This window comes from Polaribacter marinaquae, from assembly GCF_038019025.1.
Classification (GTDB): Bacteria; Bacteroidota; Bacteroidia; order Flavobacteriales; family Flavobacteriaceae; genus Polaribacter; species Polaribacter marinaquae.
On sequence record NZ_CP150496.1, the window covers coordinates 1,322,490 to 1,346,896 of the forward strand.

The 24,407-nt window shown below is 28.7% G+C and carries 23 protein-coding genes; 1 reads left to right on the forward strand and 22 read right to left on the reverse strand.

Features of this window, described 5'->3' with window-relative positions:
• Positions 1-71 precede the first annotated feature (71 nt).
• Positions 72-812, forward strand: coding sequence for a tyrosine-protein phosphatase (locus WG950_RS06065; RefSeq protein ID WP_340934881.1), 741 nt, complete (start codon positions 72-74; stop codon positions 810-812).
• A 65-nt stretch (positions 813-877) separates the two neighbouring features.
• On the opposite strand, the gene WG950_RS06070 is transcribed toward WG950_RS06065, so the two are convergent.
• The 22 genes from WG950_RS06070 to WG950_RS06175 all read right to left on the reverse strand — a co-directional run bounded on the left by WG950_RS06070 (position 878) and on the right by WG950_RS06175 (position 24,405).
• Complete coding sequence (locus tag WG950_RS06070; RefSeq protein WP_340934883.1) at positions 878-3,283, reverse strand: GumC family protein; 2,406 nt, start codon at positions 3,281-3,283, stop codon at positions 878-880.
• A 3-nt stretch (positions 3,284-3,286) separates the two neighbouring features.
• On the reverse strand, positions 3,287-4,054 hold the full coding sequence (locus WG950_RS06075; RefSeq protein WP_340934885.1) for a polysaccharide biosynthesis/export family protein: 768 nt from the start codon (positions 4,052-4,054) through the stop codon (positions 3,287-3,289).
• Between the two features lie 37 nt (positions 4,055-4,091).
• Complete coding sequence (locus WG950_RS06080; RefSeq protein WP_340934888.1) at positions 4,092-5,987, reverse strand: nucleoside-diphosphate sugar epimerase/dehydratase; 1,896 nt, start codon at positions 5,985-5,987, stop codon at positions 4,092-4,094.
• Between the two features lie 25 nt (positions 5,988-6,012).
• On the reverse strand, positions 6,013-7,119 hold the full coding sequence (locus tag WG950_RS06085) for a DegT/DnrJ/EryC1/StrS family aminotransferase (protein WP_340934890.1): 1,107 nt from the start codon (positions 7,117-7,119) through the stop codon (positions 6,013-6,015).
• A complete protein-coding gene (locus tag WG950_RS06090; RefSeq protein WP_340934892.1) occupies positions 7,112-8,083 on the reverse strand; it encodes a glycosyltransferase family 4 protein in 972 nt (323 codons plus the stop codon). The genes WG950_RS06085 and WG950_RS06090 overlap by 8 nt, the downstream gene beginning before the upstream one ends.
• 5 nt (positions 8,084-8,088) lie before the next feature.
• Positions 8,089-9,012 (reverse strand): NAD-dependent epimerase/dehydratase family protein, encoded by a 924-nt coding sequence (locus WG950_RS06095; RefSeq protein WP_340934895.1) that lies wholly within the window; start codon positions 9,010-9,012, stop codon positions 8,089-8,091.
• 1 nt (position 9,013) lies between these two features.
• Positions 9,014-9,763 (reverse strand): glycosyltransferase family 2 protein, encoded by a 750-nt coding sequence (locus WG950_RS06100; RefSeq protein WP_340934897.1) that lies wholly within the window; start codon positions 9,761-9,763, stop codon positions 9,014-9,016.
• A gap of 6 nt (positions 9,764-9,769) precedes the next feature.
• Entirely contained in the window at positions 9,770-10,837 is a 1,068-nt protein-coding gene (locus WG950_RS06105) for a glycosyltransferase (RefSeq protein WP_340934899.1), read from the reverse strand.
• 15 nt (positions 10,838-10,852) lie between these two features.
• Positions 10,853-12,088, reverse strand: a complete 1,236-nt coding sequence (locus WG950_RS06110) for a hypothetical protein (protein ID WP_340934901.1) — start codon at positions 12,086-12,088, stop codon at positions 10,853-10,855.
• Between the two features lie 7 nt (positions 12,089-12,095).
• Positions 12,096-12,938, reverse strand: a complete 843-nt coding sequence (locus tag WG950_RS06115) for a glycosyltransferase family 2 protein (RefSeq protein ID WP_340934903.1) — start codon at positions 12,936-12,938, stop codon at positions 12,096-12,098.
• 20 nt (positions 12,939-12,958) lie between these two features.
• Positions 12,959-13,540, reverse strand: a complete 582-nt coding sequence (locus WG950_RS06120; protein WP_340934906.1) for an acyltransferase — start codon at positions 13,538-13,540, stop codon at positions 12,959-12,961.
• Positions 13,533-14,654 carry a glycosyltransferase gene (locus tag WG950_RS06125; protein ID WP_340934907.1) on the reverse strand — a complete coding sequence of 374 codons (1,122 nt, stop codon included), beginning with the start codon at positions 14,652-14,654 and terminating at the stop codon, positions 13,533-13,535. The genes WG950_RS06120 and WG950_RS06125 overlap by 8 nt, the downstream gene beginning before the upstream one ends.
• A 328-nt stretch (positions 14,655-14,982) precedes the next feature.
• A complete protein-coding gene (locus tag WG950_RS06130; protein ID WP_340934908.1) occupies positions 14,983-16,113 on the reverse strand; it encodes a polysaccharide pyruvyl transferase family protein in 1,131 nt (376 codons plus the stop codon).
• Between the two features lie 4 nt (positions 16,114-16,117).
• Positions 16,118-17,179, reverse strand: a complete 1,062-nt coding sequence (locus tag WG950_RS06135; protein WP_340934909.1) for a nitroreductase family protein — start codon at positions 17,177-17,179, stop codon at positions 16,118-16,120.
• Entirely contained in the window at positions 17,176-18,600 is a 1,425-nt protein-coding gene (locus tag WG950_RS06140; RefSeq protein WP_340934911.1) for a lipopolysaccharide biosynthesis protein, read from the reverse strand. The genes WG950_RS06135 and WG950_RS06140 overlap by 4 nt, the downstream gene beginning before the upstream one ends.
• A 74-nt stretch (positions 18,601-18,674) precedes the next feature.
• On the reverse strand, positions 18,675-19,802 hold the full coding sequence (gene gmd, locus WG950_RS06145) for a GDP-mannose 4,6-dehydratase (RefSeq protein WP_340934912.1): 1,128 nt from the start codon (positions 19,800-19,802) through the stop codon (positions 18,675-18,677).
• Positions 19,803-19,883: 81 nt separating this feature from the next.
• Entirely contained in the window at positions 19,884-20,237 is a 354-nt protein-coding gene (locus WG950_RS06150; protein WP_340934914.1) for a four helix bundle protein, read from the reverse strand.
• A gap of 51 nt (positions 20,238-20,288) precedes the next feature.
• Positions 20,289-21,242 (reverse strand): GDP-L-fucose synthase, encoded by a 954-nt coding sequence (locus WG950_RS06155; RefSeq protein ID WP_340934916.1) that lies wholly within the window; start codon positions 21,240-21,242, stop codon positions 20,289-20,291.
• 6 nt (positions 21,243-21,248) lie between these two features.
• Positions 21,249-22,571 carry a UDP-glucose/GDP-mannose dehydrogenase family protein gene (locus tag WG950_RS06160; RefSeq protein WP_340934918.1) on the reverse strand — a complete coding sequence of 441 codons (1,323 nt, stop codon included), beginning with the start codon at positions 22,569-22,571 and terminating at the stop codon, positions 21,249-21,251.
• A gap of 3 nt (positions 22,572-22,574) precedes the next feature.
• Entirely contained in the window at positions 22,575-23,006 is a 432-nt protein-coding gene (locus WG950_RS06165; protein WP_340934920.1) for an adenylyltransferase/cytidyltransferase family protein, read from the reverse strand.
• A 4-nt stretch (positions 23,007-23,010) separates the two neighbouring features.
• A complete protein-coding gene (locus WG950_RS06170; RefSeq protein ID WP_340934922.1) occupies positions 23,011-23,436 on the reverse strand; it encodes an adenylyltransferase/cytidyltransferase family protein in 426 nt (141 codons plus the stop codon).
• 33 nt (positions 23,437-23,469) lie between these two features.
• Positions 23,470-24,405: a Gfo/Idh/MocA family oxidoreductase gene (locus tag WG950_RS06175; RefSeq protein WP_340934923.1), complete on the reverse strand. Its 936-nt coding sequence runs from the start codon at positions 24,403-24,405 to the stop codon at positions 23,470-23,472.
• Positions 24,406-24,407: the final 2 nt, after the last annotated feature.

Genomic DNA, 24,407 nt, shown 5'->3' on the forward strand with positions numbered 1-24,407 from the left:
CTATTAAAACTTCAATCGTTTTCGTTTCAAAGAAATTATAAATTAGTATTTTTGCAAAAAATAAAACCTTTATGTTTTTCTTTAAAAAGAAAGAAATTCCGTTAACAGATTTCTTTACAAATAATTTTGTTGATATACATTCTCATTTACTTCCGGGTATAGATGATGGCGCTAAAAATATTGATAACTCTGTAGAATTAATTTTGAAGATGTATTCTTATGGAATAAAAAACTTTATAACAACACCTCATGTTTTAGGAGATGTATATCCGAATTCATCTGAAACTATAAAAAGCAAATTAGAAGAAGTAAGAACAGCTTTAAAAAATAAAGGCTACAGTGACATTAAAATTAATGCTGCTGCAGAGTATATGATGGATGAGCAATTTATTGATAGGCTTAAAGCAAATGATATTTTGACTTTGAAAGGTAATTATATTCTTGTTGAGATGTCTTATTTTAATGCTCCAATGAATTTATATGATGTACTTTTCGACATTCAGTTAAAAGGATACAAACCAGTTTTGGCACATCCAGAAAGATATAATTTTTTTCATAATGATTTACAAAACTACCACAAGCTGAAAAAAGCGGGGTGTTTATTTCAATTAAATCTATTATCACTAACTGAGCAATATGGTAAAAATGTTCAAAAGATAAGTAACGCATTATTAAAGCAAAACCTTTATGACTTTGTTGGCTCTGACACACATCATAAAAATCATTTGCAGTTGCTAAAAAAGATTGGAACTCAAAAAAATCTAAAAAAAATAAAACATTTACTAGATAACAATAGTAAAGTATTTAACTAAAAAAAAGGAGCAATTAAAATTGCTCCTTTTTTTTAGTTTTAATAATAATAATAATAATAATAATATTAACTTCTGTTAAAAATCTTTCCAAACCAAGATTTCCCTTGCTCTTCTTCAGCTAAATAACCATAACCATAGCCACCGTATCCGTAACCATAACCATAACTTCTCTTAGGGTCTGTGTCATTTAAAACGATAGACATATTAGGTAAACGCTTATTTTTATAAAGTTCTTGAGGTACCGCTAATAAACGTTTATCTAAATAATTTGCTCTAACAATATATAAGAACATATCTGCATACTTAGAGATTAGCAAAGTATCTGTAACTAAATTAACAGGTGCAGTATCTACTACAACATAATCATAATCTTGTTCTGTATCAATTTCTTCAAATAAATTCTTCACATTATCACCACTTAATAATTCAGCAGGATTTGGAGGTATTGCTCCAGAAGAAATAATATCTAATGTTGGCGCCTGTGGAATTTGAAACTTTAATTCGTCTAGTGTCAAGTCGTTACTTGTAATATAATTTGTTACACCTTTTTTACTTTCTAAACCTAAATATTCGGTAACCTTTGGTGCTCTTAAATCCATTCCAATTAATAGAACTTTTTTACCAGACAATGCAAGTGTAGCAGAAAGGTTTATCGAAATAAATGACTTCCCTTCTCCACTTGTTGTAGAAGTAATAAATATAAATTTCTTAGAACCTTTTTTACTCGCTAACATAAAATCTAAATTAGTTCTAACCAAACGGAAAGCTTCGGAACCACTAGAACGAGCATCACTACCGACAATAACTTTTTCTTTAGATTCAGATCTAGGTATGTCACCTAAAAAAGGAACTGTTAATGCACTTTCGATATCTTTTTTACTATGTACCTTTGTATCTAAAAGATTTCTTAAATAAATTATGATAAAAGGAATAATTAAACCTAATAATATTGCCCCTAAATAAATTATTTTTCTTTTAGGAGATACAGGAACTCCTGAACTATATGCAACATCAATAATTTTAGCGTTTGGGACAGTTACTGCAAGAGAAATGGCAGTTTCTTCTTTTTTCTTTAATAAATAAGAATATAAGCCAGATATAATCTCTTGTTCTCTTTCAATATCGATATAACCTCTTTCTAACAAAGGTATTGTCGAAACTTTATAATTTACTTTATTGGCTTCTTTATTGATCTGATTGTATTGTGTTTCTAAAGATGTTATTAAATTTGAAATACTTTGTTTTAAATTAATTTTAAGGATTTCAATTTCTTTATTATACTGTATAATTTGCGGATTTTTACTTCCTGCATTTACACTTAATCTATTTTTTAGTAAAACTAAATCATTAAATTGCTTAATTGACTCAGCTATCGATGCATCTGAAAATCCTAAATTTTGTGGTAAAGTTTCATTGTTACTAGAATTTTTTCTAATGTTTTGATAAACTCCTTTTGCTATTTCAAGTTCTGTTTTTATTGCAATTAATTTCTCATTATTTGCATTAGCTGTGGCTAAAGCCAACTCACCTTCACCAGAAAGACCTGTAATATTATTATCAGTTTTAAAATCTTTAACTTTGTCTTGTATCGCGCTTAAATCTCTACCAATAGCCTCCAATCGGTCATCTATAAAATCTTTAGTTTTCTGTGATACTTCACTTTTATCAGAAATAGCGTCTAAATTATACTGCTTTACCAATTCATCTAAAAAATCTTCTGCTTTTTCTTGAATTGGATACGTGATAGATAAATCTAATACACTCGCATTTTTATTAACAGGAGAAATATTTACAGCTTTTTTAAATTTATCAATTATTTTATCCCTTCTTATAATTGTTATAAGAATTTCGTTTAGTGCCTCGTTAAACGTCTTTTGTTTTTCAATAATAAACTCACCTAAATCTGAAAAAACTTTTTCTTTAAACTGATGCTTAGATATAATTCCTCCTTGAAGATTTTTTAAATCATAAGTATCATTGGAAGTAAAACCGATTATAAAAGAAGTATCTTTTCTACGTTTTAAAAAATCTTGATTAAAACTTTTCAATATAAGATTTACAGGATTACTAGCTCCATATATCTCTGACCTTTTTACTCTTCCTTCCCTAGAATAGATTGTTGTAAGATTTAAAGAATCAACAACAGTTCCTATGATTTTTCTTGATTTTAAAATTTCAATTTCATTATCAGTATTATTTGCAGAACTTCCACCAACAATCCCCATATCTTTAAAAGCTTCCAACTCTTTAGAGATACCCGATTTTTGATTATCTTTTATTAAAATTGATGCTGAAGCACTATATTCTGGTGTACTATACCTTAAATATAAAAATGCCAAAATAAATGAAACAAAAACACCTAATACAAACCATTTCCAATGATAGATATATTTTTCAATCTCTTCTCTAATATTAATTGTTTCAGTTGATTCATCAATATTTAATGAATTACTATCTTTGTGTATTTGCATTTTTTACCTTGTTAAAAGAGATACTATTGTTATGATTAAACCTGTAACCGATATAAATAAACTCGTATTTGTATTAGAAGAAGCGGATTGAATTCTCGCATAATTATGCTCAACATAAACGGCATCATTTTGCTGAAGATAATAAACTGGCGAAGTCAAAGTTTTATTGGAAGTAAGGTCTACAAAATACTTATTTTTTTGATTATTTTCTTCTCTAATCACCATCACATTTTTTCTTTTACCAGAAATATTTAAATCACCTGCTAAACCTATAGCATCCAAAATACTAACACGTTCGTTTGGTATTGTATACGTTCCTGGCTTCTTAACATCTCCATATACAGAAATTTTAAAATTAGAAATACGAATATTTACCGTTGGATTTTTAATATAATCTGGATCTAATTTATTATCAAATAACTCAAGGGCTTCTTCTCTTGTTAGTCCACCTAATTTTAATTTACCCAATACAGGAAAATCAATTTCTCCTTTACTATCTATCAAATAAGTTTGTTGCCTTGGTTGCCCAACAGCAGAATTTGATGTTCCAAACGATGCTACTGGCAAATTGAAGGGTTTAGTTGCTTCTAAATCATCAGAAGATATTGTAATTTGCAACAGGTCATCTGGTTTAAAAATTGTTTGAAATTTGTTACTCACCTTACTTTGATCTACTTCATCAAATTGAAAATAGGCAATATCTTTATTTGAAACACATGCTGATGCGGTTATAATTAGATAAAGTAAAAAAATAAATTTAATCTTATTCATGTAAATTTTTTTTCAAAAATAATATAAAAATCAAATACTAACTAACATTATCTAATTTTTCAAATTCAGAATTATTTGATACGTATTCTGGTACTAAATCTTTCATAACAGCTACTAAATCACTATTGTTTAAATCACTAAAAGTAGTTGTTAATTCTTCAATTTTAGGTTTGATCTCTTTTGCATCAATTTTTTGAGTCTTGGCAATCATAATTTTTTCATGATAGGTTTTGATTGTGTTCTCTCCATTTGCCAATAACTCTTCATATAATTTTTCTCCAGGTCTTAAACCTGTAATTTTTATGTCAATATCTTCTGGATATTTCAATCCAGATAAATAAATCATTCTTTTTGCTATTTCAAAAATCTTTACAGATTTACCCATATCAAAGATATAAATCTCTCCTCCTTTCCCCATAGTACCAGCTTCTAAAACCAAACTACAAGCCTCTGGAATCGTCATAAAATACCTTGTAATCTCTTTATGAGTAACCGTTAAAGGACCTCCTACTTCAATTTGCCTTTTAAATAACGGAATTACAGAACCATTAGAACCTAGCACATTTCCAAACCTAGTAATTGTAAATTTGGTTTTTTTAGCCTTTTTACTAACACAACTCACATATAACTCGGCTATTCTTTTCGATGCTCCCATTACGTTTGTAGGATTAACCGCTTTATCTGTAGAAACCATTACAAACCTTTCTATTTTGTTTTCAATAGCTAAATCTGCTAAATTTTTTGTTCCTAAAACATTCACCTTTATTGCTTCGTAAGGAGATTTTTCCATTAAAGGAACATGCTTATATGCAGCAGCATGAAAAATTCTTTGAGGCTTGTATTTTTTAAAAATTCTTGAAATCTTAAATTTATCTCTTACATCAGAAACAATAGCAACAAAATTGGTAACACCTTTCTGAATTAGTTCTTGCTGTAAATCATACAAGGGTGACTCGGCTTGATCAATTAAAACAATCAATTTACAATTATAAAGACTTAACTGTCTAGAAATTTCACTTCCGATAGAACCTGCTGCCCCAGAAACCAAAATCACTTTACCTTCTACTTCTCTTTGTACAATGGGGTTATCAATTAGAATTTGTTCTCTATCTAATAAATCTTCTATATTTACTTGCTTAATTTGATTTGCTTGTAAATCTCCATCAATCCACTTAGTTAAAGGTGGTACAATTTTAACTTCAACATTTAGTTTTATTAAACTATCTGTTATTTCTAATAACCTACTTGGTTTAATCTTCTGAATGGAAATAATAACTTCTGTAATATCGTGCTTATCTATAAAGCTTTGATCTATCATAGATATATCATAAACACGTATTCTATCAATTTTTTTGTTTACTTTATTTTTATCATCATCAATAAATCCTAAAATTTGGTAACTTCCTTTTCTTTCTCTATTTAAAGCTCCGTAAGTTATAATTCCAGAATCACCAGCACCATAAATTAAAGCGTTTGTAATCGTATCTAACTCAGTTGATATAATTTCAAAAAATGCTTTAAATACATACCTACTAATAATTAATACAAAAACAGAAACTAAGTAATGTATTAATATGATAGAATTTGGAATTGTAAAAGATGGATAAATCTTAAATAATTTATTAAAAACTACGATAAAACTTAAACTAAGACTTAAAATAGTTACACCTATAAAAACGTTAAAAACATCTTTTGTTCCTGTATGTCTAATAACCCCTTTATAAGAACCAATGATTAAAAAACTTAATGCTGAAATTATAACGACAATTGTTAGTTGTGGAATAATTTTATTTATATCAAAATTGAAACTTATATCAAGCCTTATAGAATACGCTAAGATAAAAGACAAACAAATAAGAAGAATATCTATTGCAAAAACTACCCATTTAGAGGCATATTTATTTAATGCTTTTAAAAAAAAATTTCTTATCATTATTTTTAGGATATAAAAAACGAATTTACAAAAATTTCTGAATTGAATTTGATATTCTCTTAAAATCGATTTTTGTTAAATTGGCGCTAGATGGCAAACATAAACCTTTTTTAAATAAGTTCTCGGCAACATTTCCTCCGTAATAAGCACAATTCTTAAAAATTGGTTGTAAATGCAAGGGTTTCCAAAGCGGTCTTGATTCGATATTATCTTTTTCTAATTGATCTCGTAATTCTTTAAAAGTAAATTTTAATGTTTTAAAATTAATTAAAATACAACTCAACCAATGATTTGACTTCATAAAATCATCGTTTTCTTTGAATAAAGAAACACCTTTAACAACTTCTAAAAGCCTTTTATAATTTTGATGATTCGCAATTCTTGCACTTACATAATCATTTAAATAACTTAATTCTTCAGTACCAATAAAGGCAGATAGAATACCCATTCTATAGTTAAAACCTAACCTAGAGTGTGAATAGTATTCTGATTTATCTTTAGCTTGCGTTGCCAAAAAAATAGCTTCTTCTTTTTCTTCTATGGAATTACATATTAATACGCCTCCGCCAAATGATGATACTATTTTATTATTATTAAAAGAAAAGATACTAAAATCTCCAAAAGTACCACATTTTTGTTCTTTATACATTGAACCTAGTGCTTCCGCAGCATCTTCAATTAAAATTATTTGATACTTTTTTGCAATAGCCACAATTTCTTCAATTTTACATGGCATACCATACAAATGAACGATAATAATTGCTTTAGGCTTTTTCCCGTTGGCAATTCTGTCTTTAATTGCTCGTTCTAAGTGCTTCGGACAAATATTCCAAGTATCTGACTCACTATCAATAAAAACTGGTTTTGCTTTTTGATATAAAATAGGATTTGCCGTTGCAACATAGGTAAAAGATTGACATAAAACCTCATCTCCTTCTGTAACTCCGCTTAAAATTAAAGCTAAATGAATAGCAGAAGTCCCGGAATTTAGAGCTACAACATGTTTTTTTGCTCCAAGGTATTTTTCGAGTTTACCTTCAAAATCAGCAATAACATTATAATTAGTAGTATTTATTTCTGAAGGTAAATCCACAGAGATATTACTACTCGAAAGCGCTATTCTTTTACTCATTTTTTAAAGCTAAATCTTGTTTTATTTTCCTAAACAAAAATATGTAACCCAAGATAAAAATAAATATTAATGCAAAAAAAACGATAAACTGTATTGACAATTTTAGATTATACGTTTTATAAACTATAAAATTAACAAGCAATTGCAGTATTGCATAAATACCCGCAACCTTTAAATGAGAAATTTTATAAACATCTACTAATTTTTGATAAATATGATGCCTATGTGGATCGAAAATGCTTTCTTTTGTAAAAATTTTACGGTACAGCAACGTATTTCCAGCATCGGCTCCGTAAACAATTATTATCAATAAGATTAATGGTGATGCTAATTTTATTGCCATTAAAAAACCTACAAAATACATAAATAACCCTATTGCTATACTACCTATATCCCCTGCAAAAAACAGTGCTTTTCTTCTAAAATTATAATATCCAAAAATAACCAAGGATATTGCTGTATATATTAACAAATTATTATCGACAATATTTTCAGTATTATTAATCATAAACAACCCCGAGATCACTGCTAAAGAATATAAGCCCGTTATGCCATTAATACCATCCATAAAATTGAACATATTTACAACTCCAATGCCTAAAAACAAGAATGAAACATATAAATAAATTGGAGAAAAAGGGTAATCAACTTGATATAAAATTAAAAAGACACCTAAAAACTGAAAAGGAAATCTAATTTTAGAGCTTAAGGTATAAATATCATCTAAAAAGCTAATCACTGAAATCAAAAATACGCCTAAAACAAAATAAGGGTATTGATAATCGTTTAAAATAAAAAACAATAGAATGGCAATCGGAAAAATAATTCCGCCACCTCTAACAGTAATTTTTGTATGAGAACTTCTTTGATTTGGTTTATCAATTATCTTAAATTTAATTGCTAGTTTTAAGTATACATAAGACAATATTGCTAAAAGTAATGTAACAAGTACGTAGATTTTCATAAATATTAAAATGATGCTATCGTTTTTTCTATTCCTTTTTCTGCGGATAAAGGTAATTCTTTTTCTATCCGATTTTTAATTTTTTGATTAGAAACAACATAGTTTTCTGTTAACTTTTGTAACCTTTCCGAATTTATTGGTAAAGGTAAGATGTCACCTAATTTGGCTAAAGTGCTCACTAAAAACTTAGGCGTCTTCAAAATTTTAGCAGGTTTATTTGTAACCTCTCCCATTATTTTCACCAAATCTTTTGTGGATAGTGATTCATTATCGGCAACATTATAAACTCCCGATTCTATATTAGTGTTATCTATTAATTCATTAATCACAAAACACAAATTTTCTACTGAAACAAAAGATCTTTTATTTTCATATTTACCAAAAGGATAAGGAATTCCTTTAGACACAAAACTGTATAGCAGATTTAAGTTTCCTTTATTATTTGGCCCATGAATCATACAAGGTCTTAATATGTACACCCTCTTACCATCCGGTATCTCTTTAGATAATATATATTTTTCTGCTGCTAATTTAGATTTTCCATACACCGTTACTGGATTTGGTGTTACTTCTTCGGTTAGAACACCTTCTACTTCATCTGCAGCTGCTTTTACAGAACTCATATAAATAAAAATTTCACATTCACTTTTTAAAAATTGGTTAAACAAAGTTTTTGTTAACTCTGAATTTACTTCAAAGTACTCTTTATCTTCTGATGTTTTCTTTAAATCGTGTGCTTTACCTGCTAAATGGATAAAACTCTTAGCTTGGTTCAATTTTTCTAAACTTAAAGTTTCATAACTTAGTTCATCTTTAGTCGGGTTTCTAGAGACACCCGTAGTCTCTTTTTTCTTTTGGACTAAATAATCGGTCAAATTAAGTCCTACAAATCCTTTGTTACCTGTTATTATATGAGTATTTTTATTCAAACTAATTCTTTTTTAAAAAACCGATTACTTTCCAAAAACCTCTTAATTGTACTTTTAAGTAACTGAATTTTATATTATTTCTAGACAATGCTATTTTTATCTCTTTAGAGATTAATTGATAACTACTAACTCCAGAACTACTTACACCACCTATCAACATAGAAGTAGTAGTAATATTAGAAAATTTCCAAGAGATGTTCTCTTTTAAGAAAAAACGCGTAATTAATTCGTAATCTGCTCCAATGGTAAAATCTAAATGGTATAATCCATATTTACCAAATAAACCTCTTTTAAAAAAAATAGCTGGATGCGCTGGCATAAAGCCTATTTTTAATTTCTCTGGATTCCAATTTTTTGCAGAGTATTTTCTGACCGTTTTTCCTTCTTCATTAAATTGTAAAATATTACCTACAGAGGCATCTATATTTGGATTATCCATATGAAAATTAGCTACATTTTCTAGCACTTTTTCATCTGTAAAAATATCATCAGAATTTAAAACCCCCACTAGATCACCTGTAGCAATTGCAATCCCTTTATTCATAGCATCGTACAAACCTTTATCTGGTTCAGATACCCATTTAGACACTATAGATTCGTATTTCTTTACCAAATCTATAGTAGCATCTTTAGAGCCACCATCTACAACAATATATTCAACATTTTTATAGGATTGCCTTAGTACAGATTGAAATGTTTTTTCAATAGTCTTCTCGCTATTGTAACAGACTGTTATTATAGAAATTTTCATAATGAATTAATCATTTAACGCATTTTCATAAACATAAACAACTTCTTTCCAGGATTCTGGAAATTTACTTAATACTTTATTATAATTTATTGATTTATTTTTTTTTAGATCACTCGTTAAATTATCAATAGCAGTCAAAAAAGATTTTTCTTCATAAGGTTTAAAATAATAAGCTAAATCTTCACATAACCAAGTAGCGTAGTCAAACTTTACAGTTACAATAGGTAAGTTTATAGTTAGAGCTTCAACCAATGGTAAGCCATAACTTTCCATTGAAGACAAAAATAATAATGCATCAACTTTTCTATAGTAATTATTCATCTCTACACTATTTAGCCTTCCCAAGTTTTTTAAAAACTTAATCCCTTTTAATGAAGCGAACTCTTCTTTTGTTAATGTTAACAAAATTTCGAAATTAGAAATATCTATATTATGAACCTTAATAAAGTTATTTATTTTTAATAAAAAATCGTGTTTTTTATGAGGATAAAAAGCAGCTGGATAAAATAGTACTACCTTATCATTATTCTTAAATTCTACAATTTTTTCTTGAAATAACCAGTTCGGTACGGGTTGAGGAGATATAATAACTTTATCTTTAATACTAGGGTAAGAAGCAATCATATCTTTTGCCATCGCACCTGTTTGTACAATTATTTTTTTTGCAAATTTATGATTGATAGTAAATAAAAATCTGTTTACTCTAAATATAAGACTCGTGCTAGAAGAATAATTAATTTTAGGATATATTAAATTTGGCTGATGTACTAGTACAACTTGATCTTTAATTCCTCTTAATGGAATATCTCCTAAAACAATGGTAGGAATGTTCTCAAAAAAAAATCTTGAAAATAAGCATTCTAACAAACGAGAAATGGAATTGGGCAACATTCTATTAAACCTTTTTACCATACCTTTACTAGGTTGATAGCCCTTTAAAATCCCACAATTAGGCAAATGTATCATTGCCTTATCAGAATTTTCACTTTTTACAAAAGCATCAAGAAATGAAATTACAACTTGTGAAGCTCCTAAGCCGTTGATATTTGTTGCGTGTATTTGAATATGACTCATTGTATTTTTTTAATTCTAATTCCTTCCATGTTTTGAGATTTTTAAATTAGTTGCAGCTGCTATAAATAGAAACGTACCAATTGTAAAATATCCAGCACCTCTCATAAATAATTCAAAAAATAAACCTAGATAACAACATTCTAAAAAAATCATTCCAGCTCTCTTTTCAATATTATTCAAATTAAATATTAATTTTATAAAGCCTACCAAATATAAAATAATAAAAAAAACAGAAAAAACTCCAAATTCGGCTATTAATTTAGGGGAAATACTTCCTCCATCATATTTATTTAGTTCCTCTAAATTATAATTAGAAAGTTCTTTAAAAGCATTTCCATTATTTGTAATTATACTTGAGTAGCCTAGTTGCTGATAACCTAAGCCAATGCCATCTGTTTTGGTAAAAGATTCAACCGCATTCTCCCAACCCTTTAAAAAAACTAAACTAGAAATACTTGCATTATCCGAATTTAAGTTAATTCGACTTGAAAAGTAATCTGTATCAATAAAAGGCCATATTAAAACACTTAAAAACACAAATAAAATAATAGATAAAAAAAAATCTCTAAACTTAACTATATAAAAAAGAGAAGAAAATAAAACTACCAATATAATTGTTAAATTTTTATCTACAGCGCCCCATAGCAAAAATATTAGTAAAAATATTTTATTACCTCTTAATCGTTTCCTAGAACCATAAATTAATAATGGGGCCAAAAAAATAGCTACATGTGAAGGCTCTGGGTATATACCGACTGGAGACCATCCATCACCTAAGTTTAGCCCCAAATAAGAAAAAAATATATTTAAAATTAAAAAAAACATCAAGTAAATTACAATTTTATTTAAACTTTCTGCACGTTGATTTATAATTAAATTACCAAAAAGCCATGCTGATAGAAATGTGATTAATAAACCTAAATACGTAACAAAAAATTTAGTTAGATTAAAAGAATAATCTAATACAACCATGATAAGAGCTGAATGAAAAAAAATAAAACTAAATAATAGAATTATAAAAATCCCTAAATATTTCTTTTTGAACCTTAAATCTAATTTCCTTTTTAAATTTAACAGTATCGATGCTAAAAATATCATTTCAAAAAAAATAATACCTTCTGCATATGAACTTGAATTAAATAAGCCTATAAATACAGGTGGAATTGTAAATAATAAGAAAAAAAAATATAAAGGTATCTTCTTATATTTGTCTAACAGGCTATCGTAATTATGTTGAATTATATCTTTCATTAAGCTCCTATTTGAACCTGTATTTTACCTTTAAAAAACTATTGTATAAAGAACCAATAATTTTTTCCGGAAATACAATATTCACAAATGCCTTTATATAAATTTTACTAAGATTCCAATAATAAATAAAAAAAGGTAAATTTACATTAAATTCTTGGTTAATAAATTTTAATTCTTTAATGATCAATAATAAGTTTTTACCGGTAGTCGATACTCCTCCAAAGAGCATTTTATCAATATAAATTGGCACAAATAGAGGTTCTTTATCTATTACAGCAGTCATTAGCGAATGCGTATCACCGGCAATTTTTAAACTAGTTGGAAATAAATACTTTTTTTCACAAAAAAAAGAAACATGTAAAAAACTACCTGGATGAGGAGGTAATGCAATTCTTATAGACTCCGTTTTATTTTTTAACAACTCCCAAGGCTCTCCCCAATCAGCAACTGACTCATTATCGTCATTTACTACATCTACCTTACCATAAACTAAATTATATTTAGGAAAAGCATCGGAAAGATGAGAGGCCATATTACTAAGTACATTATTTGAATACAAAACATCTCCAGCTCCCAAAAATATAACCCACTCTCCTTTTATATGTTTTACACCCTTATTCCATGCGTCATAAATACCTTCATCTCTTTCACTTAGCCAAAAATCAATAATATCTTCATTTTTATTTATTAACTCCACTGTTCCATCTGTCGACTTCCCATCAATAATTATCCATTGTATATTTGTATAATTTTGGTTACGGATTGAATCTATTGTTATACTTAAAGCGCTAACAGCATTAAAAGTTGATGTGATAATGGTTATAACTGGTTCTGTTTTAATTTGTTTCATTAGAACTAAAAATAAATTAATTATATTTTTTTTATAAACACTGCTGGATTACCACCCCAAATTTGATTACTTGGTATATCTTTAGTAACAACACTTCCTGCAGCAATTACAGAATTTTCACCAATAGAAACTCCTTTCAAAATGGTACAATTTGCTCCTATAAAAACACTTTCCATAATTTCAATAGGACTAGTTTTAATTGACATATCTCCATTTAATCTATCTATACTATTTATAGAATGAAAATTAGTATCCCAAATCTTACAACCTCCGCCTATCAGTACATTTTTATGAATAATAATTTTATCCCAACAAACAATAGTAGAATTAGAAATGCCGACATTTTCATGAATGTGTAACATTCCATCAATAGAACATATTAATCTTAAACACGTATCACCCCCAATTGGATTTATCATTTTACCCGAATTAGCAGTAAAACCTGCCCCTAACTTTATACTCCCCTTATTTCTCACCAGTATCCTACCATTAATTAGAAAAGAATTAACTTCAACTCCATTAACTTTAAACATTAATAAATTAAATAAATAATTTAAACCAGAAAGAATAAACCTAAAAAAGAGAATAACACTTTTAATCATACAATTCAAAGGTTTTTTTAGAATTCAATTTTGCAGAAAAAAATTTTTCTGCAAAATTTCTAGCATTAGCACCATAATCCTTAATTACTTCTCTATTTTTATCGAAAAATAATATAGCTTCTTTTGCTTCAATTACAGTATCATACAAAATACCTGTATTATTATTTTTAACCAATTCATTCTGACTCCCAACATTTGAAACAACAGAAGGCAAACCAATCGCAGATGCCTCCACAACTGCTCTAGAAAAATGAGGCTCAATAAACGGACTTATCAATAAGTCTGAAGCACATAAATAATCATTTACATTATCCACCATAGGCATCAATAAAACATTTGATACCTTATTATTTAAAATTTCTTTTTCATAACTAGATTGATTCTTAAATCCAAAAATTGCAAATTGCACATTAGGTAATTCTTTAGCGAGCTTTAAAATATTAGAAACTCCATTCTCCGCTGATACTCTGGCAAAATATGACACTAATAGTCTGTTCTTATCTTCAATTTTAAGTTCATTTCTAATTTTTTTTCTAGTTAAACTATCAAAGTTATACTCATCAATATTAACAAAGTTATATATTACAGATACATTATTTTTAATATTTAAAAATGGTTTCGCATCATTTTTACTTATTGCAACAAAAAAATCAACATATTTTAAATTTTGATTTGCTAAAATATTACCAAAAAAATTTGGTAATAAAGGCTCTCTTATGTGAGATATAACTCTAATGTTTTTATCTAATTTCGATGCAGCTTTTGCAAAATGAAACAAACATGTAGTAGATAGATGAACTATATCAGGTTTTATTCTGTTTAGAACTTTTTTCGCATGAAAATAAGTTGGTAAATATCCAATAATATTTTTAAAAAACAACATTGGATTCATCCCTGAAACAGTAGTCCCATGAAAAGGTTGTAACCATTTATTTTTATTGAAAACAACCTCTGCACCTGCTTCAATAAACAAATCTCGAGCTACACCATCCCGCATCATCCATACAACAGGTTCATATATAGTTTTATCGAGTTCCTTAATTAAGAAAGCTAAACTTTTTGGAGCACCACCCATGGCACCTGAATGGTGAACATATAATATTTTTTTTCTCATAAATTTTAAAATTTCAATACGAGTACCTAATAACATTTAATAGCACAAAAAATGCAATAATTAGTTCTTTAAATTTGTTAATAACTCCTTAGATAACTTTTTATTAATTAATACTCGAACTCCAACATCTATAAATAAATCTTTAGCTACTCCATCTCGTATCATCCATACTATAGCCTCATATATTGTTTTACCCAAATCATTAATTAAATTAAACTTTATCTAGCCCAATTATTACTAACTACTAGATAAACATAGATTTTTTTAATCATTACTCTATTAAGTGTTAAGTAAAATATTAATAAAGATTAATTACTCTTTTTTTAACTTAATTACTCCAAATCTTATTCCACATAGATTGAATTTCAATAGCTAAAAATTCTTTTTTAGCACTTAATGCTTTGTTAATCTCTTTATGGTTATTAAATGTTTCAATCACCTTTATCCTGGTAGTCAACCAATCGTCATTAACATTTATAATCTGATCTTGTTGGTCATAATCTTGAAATAACATTTTATATTTATGATTCCAACTTGTAGCCAAACAAGGAACACCTTGACTTAATGCACTTGCAACACCATGAAATCTTGATGATACAGTTATAAATGACGCCCCAATAACCCCTTTTACTTCTTTGGCATTTAAATCTGTAACTATCTCAAGTGAATCATCAAATAAAGAATTTAATTGGTTACAAATTTTTAAGTCTCCAGAACCTTCATGGTTTAAGATAAAAACATCTTTACCTAACTCCTTAAATACCAAAATAATTTTCTTTAAAAACTCTAAATATTCGCTATCCCCTGCATTAGTATGCGTCACCATTTTAATATTTGGTATAATACAAACCTTTCCTTTTAGATGATTATATTTTTCCGGAAAAATACCTTTTACAAGTAGGGTAAAATCAGGATGTTTCCAAACCTTTTTCTTATTTGCACCTGCATTAATTACGTAATCATAGGAAATTTGCTCTCTAGCAATAATAATATCCGAAAACTCATTAATAATTTCTACTGCTTTTTTTCCAGGTTCAGTTTCAAAAGGACCTAAGGCCTGTGGTAAAAAAACAATTTTAGATTTATATTTTTTTAAATCTCTAAGGTAATTCTCTAATATATTTAACCTTTCTTTTGAATAGTTCCATTGGTCAGAAAACTGAAAACCAGAAGCATCTAGAACAATATCGATATTCTTTAAAGCATATTTAGATGTAAAAAAGGTATAAGGCAATTTTAACCGAGATAAAAGAGCTATCGGTAATCTTCCATTTTTTAGCCAAAACCTTTTTTTAATATTTAAGTCAGTTTTAATGTTTAATTTTTTTTCATTTGTATGATTGGAATTATAAATTACCTTAGCTCTAGGGTATTTTTCTTCAATTTGTTCAATAATTGCAACCAACATTAATTCTGCTCCTTTGTTTAATGTATTGGTACCGTCAATTTGTATAATCATAACTTTATTTATTGTATGTTCTTATATCACTTATCTCTCTTTTTCCAGAGTAAGCTACCTTTAAATCAAGGTCTGGATGACCAACAGCTATCCACATTATAACCCTTTCATGTTTTTCTAATTTTAATGTCATCTCCATTTTCTTTTCCAAATGCTCAATATCAGGCCAATTAATAGCACAACTACTTAACCCAAGAGTTTCTAAAGCATACATAAATGTCATGCTTGCTAAAGATCCATCAATATAAATTATATGTCTATCTCGTTCATCAAAATAAGCATCTAAGTTCCCCACTACGGCAATCATCATTGGAATTCCTTCAACGTATCCCTTTACCCCCATAGGTAAATTAGCTACTTCTTTAAGTAAAATTGGATCATCAAAAATTCTAAATTTAAATGGCTGTCTGTTACAAGCACTTGGAGATTGCTTGGCTGCAAGTATCGCTTTATCAACTAAATCATGAGAAACCTTTTTATCAAGAAACCACCTTACTGAGCGCCTATAAACAGTTAAATCATAGAATTGATCATATGATATTTTAGATTCTACTTTTAAATGTCTTCTATAAGGAGAATTTTTAATGGTATTATTATTTGATTTTTTTTCAATATATTTTTTTGTATGCTCCTTAAACCTAGCTCTTTCAGAGTCAATCACTTTATGACTACCCGTAACCTCAAAATATTCATTTAAAACATCATAAAACCATTGGTACTGGGCATTTTTTGAAATTTTTTCTACACTCCATAAAGCTATAAAAGCATCCATAGTTTCAGAGATAAAATCGACTGCAAAAATTAATCTACGCTCTTTCATTATTAACCCTTTTTCAACTCTATGTACATTCCTTATTAATGTATAAATATTGTTTTTATGAAACTTTAAATCTTTTAAATGCTTCATTTTACCTTTTAAAACGGCATGTTGCTCTCTTTTGAATTGATTAGAAAACAACAAATAATATAAACTACTTAAAAAAGGATTGAAAACAAATAATTTTGGTAAAATTTGAGTCCTAAAACGTATTTGAAATTTGTATATTTTTATTAATATTTTTTTCATTTTAATTTAGATAATAAAAGATTTATATTTTTCTTTTCTAATATAAATACTGTAATTAAATAGGTAACAACAAATAATATCATTAAAAAGACTACATTATCATAAACAAAGTTCTTAAATAACAAAAAAACTGTTGTAGCTAACATAATAGAAGCAACCGCTCCTTTAATCGAATAAATTAATTCTTTTATAGAAAGGTTAATTTCATTTTTCAATACATAAACACCTACAATTACAAGAGCTAATTTATTTAATAATATAGCCAATGCAGCCCCTATTAAGCCAAAATTCAAAATACCAAAGTACAATGAAGGAATTAAAACAAAAATTGTTAATCCCATAATAATTTTCATTTCCAACGCAGGCTTGCCTAACCCTCTAATTAATGAAGTAAAAGAATTTATTAATAAATGTACCATCATGGCGATACACATTATTTTTAATGGAATAATAGCATCTGACCACCTTTCTCCAAAAAAATCAATAATTTCTGTTGCAAACAAGAATATAAAGCTCATTAACGGATAAATAGCAATAGAATTAAGATTTACTATTTTCAGAAAATAGTTCTTTAGTTTAATTTTATTTTCTTGATTTTTACCAAAAACGGGATACAATACTTTATTTAAAACACCGCTAATGGCTTGTCTTATTTGTTCGGTTAACGAAAAAGAAAGTGTATACGAACCTAACATCGACGACCCTAACATTTTTCCTATCAATAAATTATCTACATTATATGTTAACGTACTAAATATTAATGTACCTGAAGAGTAAGCTCCAAAACCGAATATACTTTTAAAATGTTGTCTATTCCAAATTAAAATAGGCTTCCATTTTGTAATATAAAAAAGTAAAGGTACAGAAATCATTACTGCTAAAACATTATTTAAAACTAAAGCCCATACACCAAAGTTAAAAAAATAGGCACTAATTAAAGAAACAACTCCAGCAATAATCGAAGAAGTATTTAAAATTTTTGCCAAAGATTTAAAATCCATACTTCTTGTTAATATTACCGTCTGAATTAAATTAAAAGGTTTTAAAAGCATACCTAAACTTAAAACTGGTATTAAAACTTTAAGTTTAGGTTCGTCATAAAAACTAGCAGCTAAAGGCGTAATCAATAAGCTTAAAACACTATAAATTATCACTCCCCAAATTAATCCCGACCAAAAAGCCGTAGGGTACATTTCCTCAGCTTCATGGTCATTTTTTTTTTGGATTAAAGCTGCTGACATCCCTAATTCAGATGCAGCACCAGCAACTGCAATAAACACTGTACACATACCCACCAAACCAAACTGACTAGGTAACAATAATTTGGCTAATATAAACCTAACTGCAAAACGGAATATTATATCTATAACAAATTGAATACTTGTCCAAAGTACTCCTGTAAAAATTGAATTAAAACTCAATGATCTTTTTATTTTAGTAATAATGTAAAGTTGCATTTACCTCTTAGTGTAAATACTAATTTTTAATTAAAACGTTACTCCGCCTGCTTTAAAATTTCATGACCTGCCTTTAACAAATCAACATCTTTTTTCATTAAGGCAACATCTCCTTGCATCATATCTTTTACTAAGGCAGCCAAATCATATTCTGGAACCCAACCTAATTTTTCTTTCGCTTTTGTTGGATCTCCTAATAGTAAATCAACTTCTGTTGGTCTAAAATAAGTAGGATCTATTGATAAAACTTCTTTACCTATTTCGACTTGAAAGTCTTTATGATTACAAGCTGTAACAAATGCTTTTTCGTCAACACCTTCTCCTTTAAATTCTAATTCTATTCCTACTTCACCAAAAGCCATTCTTACAAAATCACGAACAGTAGTTGTAACTCCTGTAGCAATTACCCAATCTTCTGGTTGATCTGCTTGTAAAATCATCCACATCATACGTACATAATCTTTTGCATGTCCCCAATCACGTTTTGCATCTAGATTTCCTAAATACACTTTTTCTTGCAAGCCTAAAGCAATTTTAGCAACAGCACGTGTAATTTTTCTTGTTACAAAAGTTTCTCCTCTTCTAGGAGATTCATGATTAAACAAAAGTCCGTTACAAGCAAACATGTTATATGCTTCTCTGTAGTTTTTAGTAATCCAAAAACCATATATTTTAGCTACTCCATAGGGAGATCTAGGATATAAAGGGGAATTTTCATCATAAAATCCTCGTTCATTTTTATTTTCAGGTAAACCACCAAACAATTCTGAAGTAGAAGCTTGATAAATTCTAGTTTTATTTGTTAATCCTAACAATCGAACTGCTTCTAATATTCTAAGTGTCCCTAATCCATCAACATTTCCTACATATTCAGGCATATCAAACGAAACTTTAACGTGCGACATTGCTCCTAAATTATAAATTTCATCGGGTTGACATTCTTGTATGATTCGCGTTAAATTCATTGAATCTGTCAAATCGCCATAATGTAATTTTAATCTTTGATTGGGGTCGTGTGGGTCTTGATATAAGTGATCTATTCTATCCGTATTAAACAAAGAAGCTCTTCTTTTAATACCATGAACCATATATCCTTTTTCCAATAATAGTTCTGCCAAATACGATCCATCTTGACCTGTAATCCCCGTGATTAATGCTACTTTCATATTTTTTGTTTCAAAAAATGACATTGACTTAAACTTTGACTTAGACTAATTTGTCTTTGTCTTTGTCTTTGTCTTTGTCTTTTAATTTATAATTTTTCTTCTCAGTGCGTATATTCTTTTCTGTAAACTATTTAGCTTCAAAATACTTTCCTCTATATGAGATTCTGATATATACTTTATTCTTTCAGCTATGATTAATTGTGTTTCTAATTCAAAAGCTGACCCCAATCCTATTTTCAAAAACCTTGCAAAATCCTTTTCTGAATTTCTAGATGCTCCTTCTGCAATATTTGAAGGAATTGAAACCTCAGATCGTGTTATCTGAGAACTCAATCCATATTTTTCGGAATTGGAAAAAGCTTCTACAAACGAATAAACGTAATCAACAAGTTCCATACTATCTGTCCAAATATCATATTTTCTAAAATCCTTCAATGTCTACGTCTCTATTTTCTCCTTCGTCTTCATCTTCGTCTTTGTCAAAGTCTACGTTAACTTTACTTCTTTTATATTCTCAATATTTTCTAAAAACCATTCATAGGTTTTTTCAATTCCATCTTGTAATTCTGTTGAGTATTCCCAACCGATATGTTGCATTTTTGACACATCCATTAATTTTCTTGGCGTTCCATCTGGTTTTTCAGCATCCCATACAATATCACCTTCGTGTCCTGTAACTTTTTGAATGGTTTCTGCCAGTTCTTTTATTGTAATATCTTTACCAGAACCAACATTATACAAGTATTCTGGCAATTTGTTCTCTAAAGCGTAAACTACTGCTTCTGCCATATCTTCTACAAATAAAAATTCTCTCATTGGTGTTCCACTACCCCATAACGTCACATCTGAATTTCCATTAATTTTAGCTTCATGAAACTTTCGTAACATTGCAGGTAAAACATGTGATGTTTCTAAATCGAAATTATCAAAATATCCATATAGATTTGTTGGCATCAAGCTCACAAAATCTTTTTTAAACTGTTTTCTGATAGCTTGACAAGCTTTTACACCTGTTATTTTTGCAATTGCATACCATTCGTTAGTTGGCTCTAACGAGTCTGTTAGCAAGTATTCTTCCTTAAGTGGTTGTGGAGCCAACTTTGGATAAATACAAGAGCTTCCTAAAAAAATAAATTTATTGATACCAGATTTAAGAGCACTATCAATTAAATTATTTTGAATTTGCATGTTTTCCATTAGAAATTGGTATGGAAAATCATTGTTTGCTAAAATCCCACCAACTCTTGCAGCTGCATCAATAATAGCCTCTGGTTTTTCTGTCACGAGAAAATCGAGAACGTCTACTTGATTTTTTAAATCTAATTCTTTACTTGTTTTACCTATTAGATTTGTATAACCTTTTTTCTCTAAAGCTCTCCAAACTGCAGACCCTACCATTCCGCGATGACCAGCAATATAAATTTTTGTATGTTTATTCATTACAAACTATTTTCCAATTTGAAAATATTCAAATCCATTGTCTCCTAAATTAAATGCATTATATTGATTTCTACCATCAAAAATAATTGGTAATTTCAATTGTGTTTTAATCTCTTCAAAATCAGGAGATCTAAACTCCTTCCATTCTGTTAACAAAATTAAGGCATCAGCACCTTGTAAAACTTCATATTTAGAATTACAATATTTTATATTTTTTGCATCTTTTAAGTAAAACTCTTTAGACTCTTCTATTGCTTTCGGATCATAAGCGTTTACTTTTGCTCCTCTTTTTTCTAATTCTTTAACGATATAAATAGCCGGAGCTTCCCTCATATCATCAGTTCCTGGCTTAAAAGCTAATCCCCATAAACCAAAAGTAAATCCTGTTAAGTCCTCTCCAAAACGTTTTACTATTTTGTTAGCAATCACTAATTTTTGAGCATCATTAACGTTTTCAACAGACTCAATTAAATTTGCTTTATAACCATTTTCTTCGGCAATCTTCTTTAGAGCTTTAACATCCTTAGGAAAACATGAGCCTCCGTAACCTGCGCCAGGGTAAATAAAACTGTAACCAATTCTTTTATCTGAGCCAATACCAATTCTTACTTTATTGGCATCTGCACCAACCCTTTCACAAATATTCGCGATCTCATTCATAAATGAAATTTTTGTTGCTAACATTGTATTTGCAGCATATTTTGTCATTTCCGCAGAACGAATATCCATAGTGATAAAGCGATCATGTGTTCTAAAGAAAGGAGAATACAATTGCTTCATTTTATCAAAAGCATAATCGGAATCTGAACCTATCACCACTCTATCGGGTTTCATAAAATCATCAATAGCTGCACCTTCTTTTAAAAATTCCGGATTTGATACGACATGAAACTCAATATTTTCTCCTCGTTTATCTAATTCAGATTGAATTGTTGCTTTCACTTTATCTGCAGTACCAATAGGAACTGTAGATTTATCAACAACAATTAATCTTTTACCCATAGTTTCTCCAATAGATTTAGCAACCGCTAAAACGTATTGCAAATCTGCAGAACCATCATCTCCCATTGGCGTACCAACAGCAATAAACACAATTTCGGCATCGCTAATTGCTTCACCTAATTGCGTTGTAAAAAACAAATTATTATTTTTTACATTTTTTAAAACCATTTGCTCCAAGCCTGGTTCAAAAATAGGAATAATCCCTTGTTCTAATTTCTGTATTTTATTTTGATCAATATCAACACAAGTTACCTTATTTCCCATTTCAGCAAAACAAGTCCCAGAAACTAAACCTACATAACCAGAGCCTATAACAGCTATATTCATAAACTATTTGTCCTTAACTTTTAAATTTTCTTTTTCTTGCACCTCTTTACGCAATCCGCTACTAGAAAAACGATGCTCTCTTTTATTGAAATATAATTCTATACCTTTTTCTTCGCAATACTGTCTACCAGTAAACATCTTACTTGCATACTCATCACCAATAATACGAACATCGATTTTAAATGATCTTAAAACATCTTCTAAATCTTGCTCTGTTGCATAAGGAACAATTTCATCTACATATTTACATCCTTTCAACTGAATATATCTTTCTACTACAGATTGTACTGGTCTATTTTTTTCCGGTCGATCTAAAGTTGGATCAGTTTGTAAACCACAAATTAGATAATCACACTCGCGTTTAGCATCTTCTAACATCTTTATATGACCTGAATGTAACAAATCAAACGCACTAAAAGTTATCCCTATTTTCATTTCTTTATTTTTTATTTAACAACCAAGAAGATGATTGTATTTTATCTCCTAAACCATCAATTAAATCAATACCTAATTCTTTGCAAATTGGCACCTCTGGAATAGAATTATTATTTTGATCTCCACCATTTGCAAAACCTAATTGATATTCGTCTCCGTAAGTATCATGAAGATGTTTAATTGAAGCACAAACCGTTCTATCTTTATCTATAGATATAAATACTTTATCAACAGCTTTTATATTCTGAACAATAAATAAACGCTCTTCTTCCTTTTGAAATTCTTTAGAACCCTTTAACGCTCTTTGTAAATCGCTATTAACAATTACAAATAATTCGTCTGCTAAATTTTTAGCGTTATTAAAATACTCTAAATGTCCTTTATGAATCGGGTTAAAGTAACCAGATACGATGATTGCTTTTTTCTTCATTTTTAAATTTTAATGCAAATATAGATTAATTATTTACTTTACAAAGGGGTGTTTTTCACCTGTTTGTAATATAGCTTTATTTCTGATATCATGAACGATTTCTATAGAGTTTTTTACCTCATCCAACCCAAAACCTTCATTTAATAAAATCTTTTGATAACTTTTGGTATGCAATTCTGTAAACCCATTACTAAACTCTAGCTCTTCATTATCAATAGTTATAGATCTATATGTTCGTTGTAATTTCTCTTTAACCTCTTTTGGCAAATCATTTTCGTCGATAGATAAAAACCAACGCACTCTTGCATTTTCAAACTCTAAAAAACCGGCAGCTTTGTTTTTTTCTCTTAAATGAACAACATTATTTTGAACTTTTCCAAAAATCCAAGACAACATATCATAAAAATGAACACCTATATTAGTTGCTATTCCGCCCGATTTAGCCTCATCACCCTTCCATGAAATATCATACCATTTACCTCTCGAAGTAATATATGTTAAATCAATATCGTACTTCCCTTTTTTATTTGCTAAATCTACTTTATTTTTCAATTGAATAATAGATTGATGCAATCTTAACTGAAGAATGGTATTTATTTTACCTTGAGACTCTTTTTCAATTGCCGCTAAAGCATCAATATTCCAAGGATTTAATACAATTGGCTTTTCGCAAATAGCGTCTGCACCTCTTCTTAACGCCATTCTTATGTGAGAATCATGTAAATAATTAGGAGTACAAATACTTACGTAATCTAAATTTGTATTTTGATTTCTCTTTAACTTCTCTATATGCCTATCAAATCTCTCGAATTCAACAAAAAAATCTGCATTCGGAAAAAAGCTATCCATTACACCAACAGAATCAAATTTATCTAAAGCAGCAACTAAATTATTATTAGTATCCTTTATCGCTTTTAAATGTCTTGGTGCAATGTAACCTGCGGCACCTATTAATGCAAAGTTTTTCATCT

What these genes read in the sequence shown, in the direction of transcription:
- WG950_RS06125 (WP_340934907.1), bottom strand. Translation starts at nt 14,654, where the DNA reads ATGAGAAAAAAAATATTATATGTTCACCATTCAGGTGCCATGGGTGGT.
- WG950_RS06130 (WP_340934908.1), bottom strand. Translation starts at nt 16,113, where the DNA reads ATGATTATACAAATTGACGGTACCAATACATTAAACAAAGGAGCAGAA.
- gmd (WP_340934912.1), bottom strand. Translation starts at nt 19,802, where the DNA reads ATGAAAGTAGCATTAATCACGGGGATTACAGGTCAAGATGGATCGTAT.
- WG950_RS06110 (WP_340934901.1), bottom strand. Translation starts at nt 12,088, where the DNA reads ATGAAAGATATAATTCAACATAATTACGATAGCCTGTTAGACAAATAT.
- WG950_RS06075 (WP_340934885.1), bottom strand. Translation starts at nt 4,054, where the DNA reads ATGAATAAGATTAAATTTATTTTTTTACTTTATCTAATTATAACCGCA.
- WG950_RS06085 (WP_340934890.1), bottom strand. Translation starts at nt 7,119, where the DNA reads ATGAGTAAAAGAATAGCGCTTTCGAGTAGTAATATCTCTGTGGATTTA.
- WG950_RS06160 (WP_340934918.1), bottom strand. Translation starts at nt 22,571, where the DNA reads ATGAATATAGCTGTTATAGGCTCTGGTTATGTAGGTTTAGTTTCTGGG.
- WG950_RS06135 (WP_340934909.1), bottom strand. Translation starts at nt 17,179, where the DNA reads ATGAAAAAAATATTAATAAAAATATACAAATTTCAAATACGTTTTAGG.
- WG950_RS06105 (WP_340934899.1), bottom strand. Translation starts at nt 10,837, where the DNA reads ATGAGTCATATTCAAATACACGCAACAAATATCAACGGCTTAGGAGCT.
- WG950_RS06070 (WP_340934883.1), bottom strand. Translation starts at nt 3,283, where the DNA reads ATGCAAATACACAAAGATAGTAATTCATTAAATATTGATGAATCAACT.
- WG950_RS06090 (WP_340934892.1), bottom strand. Translation starts at nt 8,083, where the DNA reads ATGAAAATCTACGTACTTGTTACATTACTTTTAGCAATATTGTCTTAT.
- WG950_RS06100 (WP_340934897.1), bottom strand. Translation starts at nt 9,763, where the DNA reads ATGAAAATTTCTATAATAACAGTCTGTTACAATAGCGAGAAGACTATT.
- WG950_RS06065 (WP_340934881.1), top strand. Translation starts at nt 72, where the DNA reads ATGTTTTTCTTTAAAAAGAAAGAAATTCCGTTAACAGATTTCTTTACA.
- WG950_RS06080 (WP_340934888.1), bottom strand. Translation starts at nt 5,987, where the DNA reads ATGATAAGAAATTTTTTTTTAAAAGCATTAAATAAATATGCCTCTAAA.
- WG950_RS06115 (WP_340934903.1), bottom strand. Translation starts at nt 12,938, where the DNA reads ATGAAACAAATTAAAACAGAACCAGTTATAACCATTATCACATCAACT.
- WG950_RS06120 (WP_340934906.1), bottom strand. Translation starts at nt 13,540, where the DNA reads ATGATTAAAAGTGTTATTCTCTTTTTTAGGTTTATTCTTTCTGGTTTA.
- WG950_RS06170 (WP_340934922.1), bottom strand. Translation starts at nt 23,436, where the DNA reads ATGAAGAAAAAAGCAATCATCGTATCTGGTTACTTTAACCCGATTCAT.
- WG950_RS06165 (WP_340934920.1), bottom strand. Translation starts at nt 23,006, where the DNA reads ATGAAAATAGGGATAACTTTTAGTGCGTTTGATTTGTTACATTCAGGT.
- WG950_RS06155 (WP_340934916.1), bottom strand. Translation starts at nt 21,242, where the DNA reads ATGAATAAACATACAAAAATTTATATTGCTGGTCATCGCGGAATGGTA.
- WG950_RS06175 (WP_340934923.1), bottom strand. Translation starts at nt 24,405, where the DNA reads ATGAAAAACTTTGCATTAATAGGTGCCGCAGGTTACATTGCACCAAGA.